Raw genomic sequence first — 12809 nt, forward strand, 5'->3', positions numbered from 1 at the left:
TAAATTAATAATAATGAAAACAGTAAAAGCATTTATCGAAAGAGGGAGCGACGGCACCTACGGTGTATATATTGACTTAGAGGATAATACCTTGAATTATGGTATTCATGGTGAGGGCAAATCTGCAAAAGAAGCGCTGGAAGACTTCAAGGCTTCCTATCAACAGATGAAAGCATTCTATAATGAACTGGGTAAAAAGTTTGTAGAAGCTGAATTTAATTACTATTACGACCTGCCCTCCTTTTTGTCCTACTACAGTAATATCTTATCCTTGGCTGGTTTAGAAAGATTAACAGGCATTAATCAAGGCCAGCTGAGCCACTACGCAACCGGATACAGGAAGCCCAGCAAAAAAACTGTCGAGAAAATTGAGCAAAAATTACACAAGTTTGCAGAGGATATTCAACAGATTGCATTCATTTAATTAAATCTTATACGGGAATCTGCTGAAGTATATAATCAAAATTCTTTATAGTTTTACTACCTCTAACTAAGCATCGGAGGCACTTTACCCGTCTCTCGGTTTAAACTGCATATACTAGCCATCAGTCTAGCCTACCATTAATAAAGTCAAACAAGTAATACATTTTCAAACAATCCAGCCCTCTACTTTAAGCTAAATAGGCTATCGACGAATTCATGTTTATTAAAAATCATCAGATCCTCTACCCTTTCTCCAACACCAATATAGCGCACAGGAATATTTAACTGGTGGGCTATAGCCAGCACAACGCCGCCTTTTGCAGTTCCATCTAACTTAGTGATAGCCAGTGATGATACATCTGTTGCCTCAGTAAATTGTTTAGCTTGTTCTAAAGCATTTTGACCGGTAGATCCATCTAGTACCAACAGTACATCACTGGGGCCATCAGGCACTACTTTTTCAATCACTCTTTTAATTTTATTGAGTTCATCCATTAGATGAACCTTGTTATGCAATCGTCCTGCTGTATCAATAATAGCAATATCAGCATTTTTTGCCACCGCACTCTGAACTGTATCAAAAGCTACGGAAGCAGGATCACTGCCCATTGGCTGCTTTACAATAGGCACACCTACTCTTTCGCTCCAGATAGTCAGTTGGTCCACCGCTGCAGCTCTGAAAGTATCAGCTGCTCCGAGCACAACTTTATTGCCTGCCGCCTTATATCTGGCAGCCAGTTTCCCAATGGTCGTTGTTTTACCAACTCCATTTACGCCAACCACTAATAATACATAAGGCTTTTTAACGGCACCCAGATCAAAAGTTCCAAAATTAGCTTCGGTTACATCAGGCAAAATCTCTTCAATTTCTTCTTGAAGTAATCTATTTAAATCACTGGTAGTTACGTATTTATCTTTAGCAACCCTTTTCTGTACACGATCAACGATTTCCAGAGTTGTATCCACACCAACATCAGCTGTAATTAAAGCATCTTCCAGATTATCTAGTACCTCATCATCTACCGTAGTTTTACCGGCAACTGCTTTTGTAATTTTTGATAGAAAATTATCTTTGGTTTTTTCTAATCCCTGATCCAGTGTCTCTTTTTCTTTCTTACCAAATAAATTCCCAAAGAATCCCATAAATTATTATTTAATAGTAAGTTATAAAATTACTCTTATTTTTTTAGCTTTTTTGACAATCTCCTGATATCCAACCATATCATTCATAAAATTAATTGCAATTAAACTCAATATAATACTAGCTAACAATATATTACAATTAATTAGTAAACAGACTTAGTCAATAATTTCATAGAAGATTATCAATGACCGCCTATCTCCCCCATTCAGATGGTTTTTCCCGCCATTCTAGTAGTTTGCCTTCATCCGCTGCCTGAATCATTCCCTTTCCTTTAGCAAGCTCAATCAATGCTCCATAATTGGTAAGGGATTTGAAGTTTGTTTCATTGGCTGCAAAGGCATCCACTGCCTTTTGAAAACCATAATTAAAAATTGAGACAACACTTATAACATCAACATTTTCATTTTTTAATACATTTACAGCTTCAAGGCTACTTAAACCGGTAGAGATTAAATCTTCAATCATAACCACCTTCCAGCCTTGCTCTAATTTACCTTCAATCTGGTTGCCCATACCATGACCTTTAGGCTTGGAACGTACATAGACAAAAGGTAATTTAAGCTGATCTGCCACCAAGGCGCCCCAGGGTATCCCCGCAGTAGCCACACCGGCTATTGCGTCTGCATCCGGATACGCATCAAAGACCACATTGGATAGCTCGCTTTTAATAAAATCTCTGATAAAAGGAAATGACAATAATTTACGATTATCACAATAAATTGGACTTTTCCATCCACTGGCCCAGGTAAAGGGTTGTTCGGGACTCAGTTTTACGGCTCCTGCCTGTAATAATTTCTCGGCGATTACTTTTTCGTCGGTCTTTGCCATAGCTCTAAAAAATTTTCACGAAGGTAAAATATTATTGCCTTGTTAGGTCATTATTGGTAAATTTAGTCCCTCAAATACAATTAAATTATCCTATTCAAAATACGTTTATATGTCTAAGCCCAGAATAGAGGCCGCAGGTGGCCTGATTACCGACAGCCAAGGTCATTTACTATTAATCTATAGAAGAGGCTATTGGGATCTGCCTAAAGGCAAGGTCGACCCAGGAGAATCGGTAGAAGACTGTGCCATAAGAGAAGTTCAGGAAGAAACAGGTATCAGTGAGGTAACCTTAGGAGAACTGCTAGGGATTACCTTACATGAGTATTTTGATCAATGGACCCATCAGGATGTAGAAAAACAGACACACTGGTTTGCCATGAAGGCAGCAGACGGCCAGCACTTGACTCCCCAGACCGAAGAAGACATTGAACAGCTAATCTGGGCCGATCAGATCCAAATTGACCTTTGCATGCAGGACACCTACCCTAATATCTTAGAAATCGTTAGTAAAGCAGGCTTTTATAAAAAGCCATAGCAGGCCAATAATATTTTCAGGTGCATAAATTTCAACTGACATAGGGTTGTCAGCGGGGTGATTTTACTTTGCGTACTAAGGTCTTACGACCCGGCTATGTCTACCGTAAAGTTGAACCCATGAATCATATAACCAGTTCAAAATCAAACACGCCAAGCATAATCCAGGAGCAAATTACCTCCTATAAACCTGGTAGGTTATCTTATCTGAGACTCCTGCTACCGGGACTTTTTATCCGGCTAGGTTTACTGAGTATACTAGCCAGTTTAGCCTTGCTCTACTACAGCTCCTCTTCCAACCAGACAGGAAAAACCGAGGCAATACCTCTTGGACTAGGTCCGACTAATATTTATTTTAGTGGCGGCCTGCTTAGACTAAGCAATTTAAACAACGTAAAAGTAGCACCCGCCTGTCAAAGTCCGGTTTTCTTACTTCCATCAGACAACAGCAGCGCCACTACAAGCTCCGCCCCTAATAACATACTCGCCTTCACAGGACTACAATGGCTAAGCTGGGGTTCGCTGTTCTTTATATCCACGCTGCTATTTGCCTTTCTGTTACTTTTGCTGGAAGGCATTATTACACGCCGCCAAACCGCTCCCCCTAGCACAAAAAAGCCAAAGTCGCTTATTGTAATCTCCACCCCTAACCGGTCTTTATGGACACGCAAACGTCCGTTTCGCAGTGTCAACAAAAAAGGCAGGCAGCAAATCTTATCTGTCTTTGAAAAGTTCCTTTAAATTTCTGCCGGCGCTTAGTCAAATAACTAACTGAACAATTAATATATTAAATAATTTTTTACATTATAATATACTGTTTAAATCCCTACCATTCAGTTGCAAAATCCATCAGCTCCTCCTTTGTATTCCAACCAGAGAACTTCACTTGTAGACGACCGACACCTTGAAGTCTTTCAAAAGTCACACTTAACTCTTTGGACTCACCAGGCGCCAGGGTTACATAATTGTCAGACCATAAGGCGGCATTGATTTCCTCGCCATCCACCAGCACCTGCCCCCTGTTAAAAAAGGCAATCTGCTGGCCTTTGTTTTCCAGTTTAATGGTCATTTTTTCCCAGCCACGGTGTTGGTCTGAGTTAACAACAGAGGCCGAAATTTTGGTACCGGTCATCTGGTTAAGCGCTGTGTAATCATTTCCTGCAGCTGTCCAATAAACATTACTAGAGACCTCTTTGCCAGCCTGATCTTTTAAAGACAACAGGATAAATCTAAATTCGCTTTGTCCTTGTAAAAGTTTTTTCAGGCTAAGTGCCGTGATGGCATGATCGGCAAGAGCCTGTTTTACTTTTGCCGTCTGTTTACCGGTTACTTTACCTGTAATATCATAAAGGGTCGCTTCTGCTGTCAATCCACCCTGATCAAAACGGCTCCGATTAATGACAGCCACTGCTGAGTCATTTTGATTAAACTGAATATGAACAGGCTCACAGGCTTTTTTCATATAATAATAACCCGCATTCGGCAGTAAATACCAGTCATAGATCTGCCAGATTACGCTAGGCAGTGCGGCATTCAGTTTCCAGAGCATCACACCACCGTTGTCGCTGATCTTAGAATTGGCTGCCTCAAATATCCCCTGGTACCCCGTTGCATTCATTAGCTGCATTTTATTGGAAAAGCTGTCTATTTGCAGGGGCTGTCCATAGCGGCTGACCATATCCTGATAGTACTCATCATATTTCCCGGCACCTGTGCAGGCGTCATGATACCCCCAGGTATTATTGAACGGATAAGGCAGGGTCGTATCCCAGACCATATCAGGAATCACTTTTCTTAAAGTATTTAAAGGTGGCTGAGAAGGAATCCCTGTTTCATCCTTAAAGAGCCAGTCTTTGGCAGTATCTGCCAGGCTGTAATAGACCTTGGGATCTTTCCATGCGTAAGGTCCGCCGCTATATACACCAGCAGGCTTATTATCAGGCCAGGAGCCCAGCCAGCCTTTAGGCATTTTAGCATAGCCGGAAGAACTGGGAATATAAGGCCTTGTGCCATCCAGCGTTATAATCGCCTGACGCATCCCATCATAAAGCTCTTTACGGGCATGGCCTTCATTACCGCCGGTCCAGACCAGTAAGCTACTGTGGTTGCGTATGCTTAAGATAGAACTGGTCACATTCTTCAAAAATACATTACCCTGGAATGGATAATCCGGTGAGCCTTTAAATTCTCCTTGCGTATCTCCGGTCACCCAGAAATCATTCCAGACCAAAAGTCCGAGTCTGTCTGCCGCGTCCCAGAAGGGTTCAGGAGGTGTAATGCCCCCACCCCAGATACGAATCAGGTTCAGGTTGGCATTTTTACATAAAGATAGTTCCGTATAAAAACGTTTAGCGTCCCTGTCCAGCATCATATCTGGGACCCAGGCACCACCCACCAGGTGAATTCTTTTGCCGTTTACATAAAAATTTCTTCTGTAAAATCCGTCATAATGTCCGCCAACGGATTCTGCTTCTGATTTTACCGTGCGGATCCCAAAAACAAAACTGGTATCATCCAGTGTTTTTTCCTGACTGGTAAATTTCAGCTGGATACGGTACAGGTTCGGATCTCCATAACCAACCGGCCACCAAAGTTTTGGATTTTTCACCAAGAGGTCCTTAATTTTATTGGCATCCAGACTGACACTCCCCTGCCCCTTGGCTCCTACTGTCACGTCCTGGGAAAATGAGATCCGGTCACTGCTGTTACCTTTAAAATTCTCAGGGTGGATACTGACCTGAAGCTTTCCCTTAACGGCTTCACTACTGCTATTGTGTAAGGCCAGATTCAATTTCAGGGAGGCTTCGCTGGTGTCTGGCAGTTTAGGCAGCTCAGTAATTAACTGTGTATTGCCAATAGAGACCACACCTGTTTCTCTTAAATAGACCGGTTGCCAGATACCCATATTACGATCCCGGGTAGGCGGCATCCAGTCCCAACCTACAGAACACAGCATGGTCACGTTTTTACCAATATCTCCGGTAGGACCACCGTTCAGATAAAAACTACCCAGCGCCTGCAACTGTTCCGTATCCGGCGTTCCCGGATAGTCCAACGGATAGATCTTAACGGCCAGCGCATTACTTTGATTCGCCTTTATAAAAGGAGTTACATCAAATTGATATTTAGCAAACATCCCCACCATTTTGGAAGAGTCCGCTACCTGGTGGCCGTTTAACCAGACTTCCGCCCGGTAATTGATTCCGTCAAATATCAGTTCAAATCTTTTGGAAGGGTCTGCGTCTGCTACATTAAAAGTAGTCCTGTACCAATAAGGATCTTTCCATGGATTCTTAACATGAGGCAGATAAGAATACTTATCCAGTCCATAGGCCGTACTAAAACTATCATTGGCATCCGGGATCAGCATATTATTCATGCCGATATGCGGATCCGGATATACCTTGTTTGCAACCAGGGCCGTCAGCACGGTAGAAGGCACCGCCGCATCAAACCATGCCTGATCTCCTTTAAAGGCCGGGTCAGAAATCTGCTTGCCTCCAGCGTGGATCTGAGTGGAGCTCATCAGTTTAAACTGCTTTAACTGAGTCGTACTTACTCCTTGTGCATTCACCACCGCATTACCCGCTCCCAGTAAAGCAAATGCTACCAATATGGATTTAAAATAATTCTTTGGATGATTCATCATTTTTTACAATAAAAGGTATATAAAAGCTATAGAGAAATATATGATTACAAGACCAGCACAAAACTAAGTCATAAATTGCCTGAACATAAATACTAATTTATCAAAAAAAGATACTTTACGAACGAAAAATAAGAAGAAATCAAAGATATTAAAGCTTTAAGAGCATTTTCCTTAGTTATACTTTTTTATGCACATACTACCCTCCAACAAACCAAAACTTAAAATCCCTGCAGCGCATCCCGCACAATGGCCTCGATATTCTGCAAACGCATACAATTAAAATGCTTTTTAGGACAAGCCTTTAATCCAAAGTTGGAACAAGGCTGACAAGGGAGGTTCGGCACAATATAATTACGGTAGCTCCTAGCTGTAGCAGACGCTTTAGCGCCATAGTAAGGTTCTACGGCCAGTTTAGGAGATGTACCGCCCCAGATTGCCATTACCCTTTTTTGGAAGGCACAGGCAATATATTGCAGTCCTGTATCATGAGAAATCACCCAGTCCGCCTGACGAACAAGGTCAGCGGAACCGTTCAGGGAAAACTTTCCGCAACTATTCCAGGCTTTTTTATTTTTAGTATTGCTGATGATCTGGTCTCCGATGAGTGTATCCTCGGGGCCGCCCATCAGCATGACCGGATAATTCAACCGGTCGATTAATTCGGTAAGTTTTTCCGGGGGCAGTTTCTTGGTATAATAAGAAGCCCCTATAACAACGGCGCCATAGCCTTGATGCAGAAATTCCGGCAGCGTCCGCAGATCTACTTTTTCTCTATCGGGGATAAAATAGTCCAGCCCTAATCCGTCATCGGAAACATCCAGCGGCAAAAGCGTGTTTAAGCTGCGGGTGGTGATATGCTCCTTAGCCATCACATCCCAGTGAAATTTTGTCAGCAGGAATTTCTGTAAAGAAAGCTTGCGGTAACTATACCATTTAGCCCGGATCCAGAACCTGAGCCTCAGCGTTCTTAGGTTTTTATGCAGATCAATGACATAGTCAAACTGCTCGGCTTTTAAAGCAGTGGCCATACCCTTAAAGTCCTTGTCAAAATAATGGAACTTATCAATATAGGGATTAGCCTCCGTAACTGCCTTCATTTTCTTTTTGGTCAGAAAATGCAACTCCGCATCCGGATATCTTTTTTTCAGGCACCGGATGGCAGGTGTAGCCAGAACGATATCTCCGATAGAGGAAAAGCGGATGACCAAAAATTTCATCGGTTATCAGATGATTTTGAAGACGAAGAAGCGGTAGGTTTAATAATAGTGAGTGGCTTAAATATTTTAGGGGCCATCGTAACCAGAATAATTCCGATAATCACCAGCAGAAAGGAAATGATTTCTGCCTGGGATGGGTGGAAAATAATATCATATTTTGTGTTTACCCGTATCTGTTCAATTAAAAAACGCTCGACACCATTTACAATCAGATACAGACCAAACAGTTTACCCGGATAAGTGATTTTCTTTCTCAGGCTCCACAGAATTCCGAATAAAATAAGCGACATGACGATTTCATATAGCGGTGTCGGATAAACGGGCAAAGGAAGATAATTGCAGTACTGTCCCCAGTCACAATTAGCCAGCGCAATACCCTGGCTATTTACATTATGCGGATAGGAAAAAGCAAATAACCAGTCAGGCAGCCAGCTGGCTCCCTTAAAGGCCGCATGCTGAATTTCTCCGACAATCCCATATTGCTCCGTATGATTTTTAAATAAAACGGCTGCCTGCTGAAACTGCTGGGGCGTGGCGAGCCTTAAAGAGCCGTCCGGATTGGACAGATAAGCGCTATTGATAATCCCCCAGTCTCCGTCTCCGGCAACCTGGCAACCAATCCTGCCCAGTCCATAAGACAACATCAGAATGGGAGCCACGCTATCGGCTACATTAATAAAACGCATATTGTTTTTCTTAAAGTAGATCCATAAGGCGATAATGGCCACAATCAATCCGCCGTAAAAGGTCAGCCCGCTGGGAGAAAACAGATTACCGATCGGGTCCTGGATAAACCGGTCCCAGTTTTCCAGATTATCAAAAATCTTAGCCCCTACAAAGCCTGCGATGGCAGAAATAATCACGATATCTCCTACCCGGTCGCTCGGCCAGATACGCACCGTACGCTGTTCAGGTTTATCCAGTTTAGATTTATTCTTATCCTTCCATTTTAAAAATAAAAACAATCCCCCAAGTAAGATACCGGCCAGCCAGCTGCCTGCTCCGGAAAAAATAAAGGCCTGCGGATTTGCCATGGCCCCCTTGGTAAAAAAGATGCCCAGGATCTTATAGCCAAATACAAACCCCAATAAAAAATTAGCCAGCAGTTCCCCTGAACTGGCCGGTTGTCCGATGGTGATTTTCTTTTCCGTATAGGTAAAATATCCTAAAGCCTGTCTTCTTTTAAATTCCCTTGAGATCAGCCAGGCCGACACCAGAAAAGAAATCGCGACAAAGAACCCAAATGAGTTAACGACTTTTAATATCGATATTTTTATGCCAAATAAATCCCAAAATAAATAATATAAATTAGGGTACATTGCTCAGTTTTTTAATGTCTGGTTCGCAATAATAAGGAAAAATATCTATAAATGGCCTTTGAAAAAAATTCCTACATAGAAATGTAGGAATTATAACCCTTAAAACAACCAACATGAAAGCGTTTATATATAGATATAATATAGTATTATATATGTCTAAATTAGGCTACCAAAAGTAACCATTTAAGCGAATACAAACAAAATTATTATAGTTTATTTTGTTAACGCCAGCTCTAAAACTTCCTTCATGGTCCGTACATAGTGAAATTTCACACCTTTAATAAAGGCTGGATCAATCTCCTGTACATCTTTTTCATTCTCAAAACATAAGATCAGCTCTTTTAATCCGGCGCGTTTAGCAGCCAGGACCTTTTCCTTAATACCTCCTACCGGCAGCACCTGCCCACGCAGGGTAATCTCTCCGGTCATGCCCAGGTAAGACTTTACTTTTCTTCCTGTAAAAGCTGAAGTGATAGCTGATAACATAGTGATTCCTGCGCTGGGGCCGTCCTTTGGCACCGCTCCTTCGGGAACATGGATATGAATGTTCTTTTCCTGAAAATCTTTCGGATCAATTCCTAATTCCTTGGCATGCGCCTTTACATAGGTCAGTGCGGTCATCGCGCTTTCTTTCATAACATCTCCCAGGTTACCGGTAAGGCGCAGTTCCCCCTTGCCTTCGCTGGGCAAGGCTTCAATAAATAAAATATCACCGCCAACGCTCGTCCAGGCCAGGCCAACGGCGACGCCGCTGATGCCGGCAATCCGGTAGAGTTCATTAGAGTACCTGCTTTTACCCAATATCTGCTCCACAAGTTCTTCTGTAATGGAGCCGGGCACCTCCTGCTCCAAAGCCACCAGTTTTGCCATATAACGCATGACACTGGCCAGCTGGCGGTCCAGTTCACGAACCCCGCTTTCTCTGGTATATTTTTCTATGATTTTCTCGATTACCTTAGGAGCGATTTTAAATTTGGTTTTCTCCAGACCATGTGCCTGCTTTTGTTTAGGAACCAGGTATTTTTTGGCGATCTCCAGTTTTTCCTCAATGGCATAACCGTTCAGGTTGATAATTTCCAGACGGTCTCTTAAGGCCGGCTGAATACTGGCCAGATCATTGGCCGTGGCAATAAAGAGTACTTTACTTAAATCATATTCCAACTCTAAATAATTATCATAAAAGGTTGCATTCTGCTCAGGATCAAGAACTTCCAAAAGCGCAGAGGAGGGATCTCCTCTGTGATCAGCGCCTACTTTATCGATCTCATCCAATATAATGACCGGATTGGACGTCTTTGCCTTTTTAATGTTCTGCAGGATTCTGCCCGGCATGGCGCCTATATATGTTTTACGGTGTCCCCTGATTTCACTTTCATCGTGGAGACCTCCAAGGCTAAGCCGGATATACTTTCTGCCTATGGCACTCGCAATACTTTTACCCAGCGATGTCTTACCAATACCCGGAGGGCCCACAAAACACAAAATAGGGCTCTTCATATCCCCTTTGAGTTTTAAAACCGCCAGATATTCCAAAATACGCTCTTTGATCTTTTTAACGCCATAATGATCCTGATTGAGCACCTGTTCTGCAAAATTCAGATCATAATTATCCTGGCTATAATCCTGCCAGGGCAGATTCAGTAAAAAGTCAGTATGGTTGTATAAAACAGAATAATCAGGCGTGCTGGAATGCATGCGCTCCAGCTTGCTGATATTGGCATTAAATAAATCCTTAGCGGCTTCAGGCCAGTTTTTGGTCTCAGCCCGCTTTTTCATGGCGTTCAGCTCCATGTCATTATCTGCGCCTAACTCGTCTTTAATGCTTTTGAGCTGTTGCTGTAAAAAATATTCCCTTTGCTGTTTATCAATCTCAGTGCGGGCATTATTGGTGACTTTATTTTTAAGCTCCACAAATTGCAGTTGCTTTTGCAATAGATTGATCAGCAGTAAGCTCCTCTCTTCAACTGAATTAATTTCCAGTAGTTGTTGCTTATCTTTTACATCCACATTCATATTACCGCCCACAAAATTGATTAAAAATTCAGGGCTTTCAATATTGCGTAAAATGATGGATGCCTCTGTAGGCATATTGGGTGACAGCTGAATGATCTGGGCAGCCAGGTCTTTAATACTGTCAATATGGGCCAGAAAATCTTCTGCCTCCGGCGCTTTCTGGACCGAACTGAGTTCAATCAGCGCCTTAAAATAAGGCTCGGACTGGGTAATTTTCTTTAAATTAAATCTTCTTTTACCCTGGATGATAATGGTGGTTCCTCCATCCGGCATGCGGATAAGTTTCACAATTTTAGCCACGGTACCCACATTGCACAAATCCTCAGCGGTGGGTTCTTCCACCTGATCGTCCTTTTGAGCAAGCACTCCAATGAGTTTACCCCCTTTATAAGCTTCAGTCACCGCCTGAATGCTTTTATCCCTCCCAACGGTAATAGGAATAACCACACCCGGAAATAAGACCGTATTGCGTAAGGGCAGCAGGATGATTTCATCTGGAATATCCAACACCTCCTTATCATCCCCCATTTCATTCATGGGCAGTAAAGGCAAAAAATCACTTTCATCCATATTTTGTAAAAATAAATCGCTAATCTTTTGATTCATAATAATTGTAGGTTACTAAAGTAAATACGCAATAAGTAGCGGTGCGCTGCACCTGGTGACCAGCCCTCCTATTTTTCGTTCTGCTCATGAGGTCAATATGTCATCTTTAAAAGCTAAAATTCCGCGGCTTTAACTAGTCAATTTAGGTGCCAGAGGGCATAACCCTTGTTTTAGCCGTTAAATTGGCACAATTTGACCGAAGTAACAGCTATTTAATGACTTTTTTGCATAGGTTTTAAAGGAGTATTGCTAAATTTGCTGACAAATAACCCGATTATTTTGAGTACAGAACAATTACCTTATTTTTTCGAATCCCTGCTCACGCAGCAAAAAGGCGCCTTTACGTTAAGCGAGGCCACCAGTAAGCACTGTGTCCAGGTACTAAGGATGACTGAGGGGGAACAGCTGCAGTTAACCAATGGCCATGGCCTGCTGGCCACAGCCCGACTGACGATGGCCCATAAAAAGCATAGCCAGGTAGCGATTACTGATACCGAGGCCTTCGCTCCGCCCGCCTCAAATATTACCATCGCCATAGCCCCTACCAAAAATATAGGACGTATAGAATGGCTACTGGAGAAGCTGACGGAAATCGGTATTTCCCGGATTATTTTAATGAGTACAGAAAGAACAGAACGGACGGCCATCAAGCAGGACCGGCTGGAACAGATCCTGATTGCCGCCATGCTGCAAAGCAGACAAGTATTTTTGCCCGAACTGAAAGGTCTTTTAAAATTCGGTGCCGTGATAGCCGAAAGTAAAGGTTTTACCCATAGATGGATAGCCCACTGTCTGGAAAACGGTCCGAAGCAGTCCATAAACCAGGCATCAGACCACCAGTCTCATATTATCCTCATTGGTCCGGAAGGAGATTTTTCCGCTGCGGAAATTGATCAGGCATTAGCCGCGGAAAATCAATTTGAACCAGTAACTTTGGGAGAGACACGGCTCAGGACAGAAACGGCGGGTCTGGTGGCCGGCGTTTTATTAAAAATGGGCGGCGCTAAATAATTTAATGACATCAAACAGCATCTATAGACAACAAACAATATTTCGCGATCAATGAATAATCCCTT

Annotated in this window: 10 protein-coding genes; 4 read left to right on the top strand and 6 right to left on the bottom strand. The window is 42.6% G+C overall.

The annotated features are described in order from the left end of the window. Positions 1-13 precede the first annotated feature (13 nt). Positions 14-424, top strand: coding sequence for a helix-turn-helix domain-containing protein (locus BLU80_RS04665; RefSeq protein ID WP_091394165.1), 411 nt, complete (start codon positions 14-16; stop codon positions 422-424). Positions 425-606: 182 nt separating this feature from the next. On the opposite strand, the gene ftsY is transcribed toward BLU80_RS04665, so the two are convergent. Then, on the bottom strand, positions 607-1566 hold the full coding sequence (ftsY, locus tag BLU80_RS04670; protein WP_091394168.1) for a signal recognition particle-docking protein FtsY: 960 nt from the start codon (positions 1564-1566) through the stop codon (positions 607-609). Positions 1567-1759: 193 nt separating this feature from the next. After that, positions 1760-2395, bottom strand: a complete 636-nt coding sequence (pyrE, locus tag BLU80_RS04675; protein ID WP_091394171.1) for an orotate phosphoribosyltransferase — start codon at positions 2393-2395, stop codon at positions 1760-1762. A gap of 109 nt (positions 2396-2504) precedes the next feature. Here pyrE and BLU80_RS04680 point away from each other — a divergent pair, with 109 nt between their 5' ends. Both BLU80_RS04680 and BLU80_RS04685 read left to right on the top strand, forming a co-directional pair. Continuing rightward, a complete protein-coding gene (locus BLU80_RS04680; protein WP_091394175.1) occupies positions 2505-2930 on the top strand; it encodes an NUDIX hydrolase in 426 nt (141 codons plus the stop codon). Positions 2931-3049: 119 nt separating this feature from the next. Next, on the top strand, positions 3050-3670 hold the full coding sequence (locus BLU80_RS04685) for a hypothetical protein (RefSeq protein ID WP_091394178.1): 621 nt from the start codon (positions 3050-3052) through the stop codon (positions 3668-3670). 85 nt (positions 3671-3755) lie between these two features. Here BLU80_RS04685 and BLU80_RS04690 read toward each other — a convergent pair whose 3' ends face one another. From BLU80_RS04690 to lon, 4 genes are all read right to left on the bottom strand, one after another. Next, on the bottom strand, positions 3756-6578 hold the full coding sequence (locus tag BLU80_RS04690; protein ID WP_091394181.1) for a glycoside hydrolase family 2 protein: 2823 nt from the start codon (positions 6576-6578) through the stop codon (positions 3756-3758). Between the two features lie 218 nt (positions 6579-6796). Next, positions 6797-7795, bottom strand: coding sequence for a glycosyltransferase family 9 protein (locus BLU80_RS04695; protein ID WP_091394184.1), 999 nt, complete (start codon positions 7793-7795; stop codon positions 6797-6799). Continuing rightward, on the bottom strand, positions 7792-9114 hold the full coding sequence (locus tag BLU80_RS04700) for a prolipoprotein diacylglyceryl transferase (RefSeq protein WP_091394186.1): 1323 nt from the start codon (positions 9112-9114) through the stop codon (positions 7792-7794). The genes BLU80_RS04695 and BLU80_RS04700 overlap by 4 nt, the downstream gene beginning before the upstream one ends. Positions 9115-9327: 213 nt before the next feature. Next, a complete protein-coding gene (gene lon, locus BLU80_RS04705; RefSeq protein ID WP_091394189.1) occupies positions 9328-11733 on the bottom strand; it encodes an endopeptidase La in 2406 nt (801 codons plus the stop codon). A 279-nt stretch (positions 11734-12012) separates the two neighbouring features. On the opposite strand from lon, the gene BLU80_RS04710 reads away from it, so the two are divergent. After that, on the top strand, positions 12013-12744 hold the full coding sequence (locus BLU80_RS04710) for an RsmE family RNA methyltransferase (RefSeq protein WP_091394306.1): 732 nt from the start codon (positions 12013-12015) through the stop codon (positions 12742-12744). Positions 12745-12809 lie beyond the last annotated feature (65 nt).

Origin of the sequence: Arachidicoccus rhizosphaerae (assembly GCF_900107765.1) — a bacterium.
Taxonomy (GTDB): Bacteria; Bacteroidota; Bacteroidia; order Chitinophagales; family Chitinophagaceae; genus Arachidicoccus; species Arachidicoccus rhizosphaerae.

Bases quoted from the DNA above. Each gene is read 5' to 3' on its own strand.
- BLU80_RS04695 (WP_091394184.1), bottom strand. From the start codon at position 7,795: ATGAAATTTTTGGTCATCCGCTTTTCCTCTATCGGAGATATCGTTCTG.
- lon (WP_091394189.1), bottom strand. From the start codon at position 11,733: ATGAATCAAAAGATTAGCGATTTATTTTTACAAAATATGGATGAAAGT.
- ftsY (WP_091394168.1), bottom strand. From the start codon at position 1,566: ATGGGATTCTTTGGGAATTTATTTGGTAAGAAAGAAAAAGAGACACTG.
- BLU80_RS04690 (WP_091394181.1), bottom strand. From the start codon at position 6,578: ATGATGAATCATCCAAAGAATTATTTTAAATCCATATTGGTAGCATTT.
- pyrE (WP_091394171.1), bottom strand. From the start codon at position 2,395: ATGGCAAAGACCGACGAAAAAGTAATCGCCGAGAAATTATTACAGGCA.
- BLU80_RS04685 (WP_091394178.1), top strand. From the start codon at position 3,050: ATGAATCATATAACCAGTTCAAAATCAAACACGCCAAGCATAATCCAG.
- BLU80_RS04700 (WP_091394186.1), bottom strand. From the start codon at position 9,114: ATGTACCCTAATTTATATTATTTATTTTGGGATTTATTTGGCATAAAA.
- BLU80_RS04680 (WP_091394175.1), top strand. From the start codon at position 2,505: ATGTCTAAGCCCAGAATAGAGGCCGCAGGTGGCCTGATTACCGACAGC.
- BLU80_RS04665 (WP_091394165.1), top strand. From the start codon at position 14: ATGAAAACAGTAAAAGCATTTATCGAAAGAGGGAGCGACGGCACCTAC.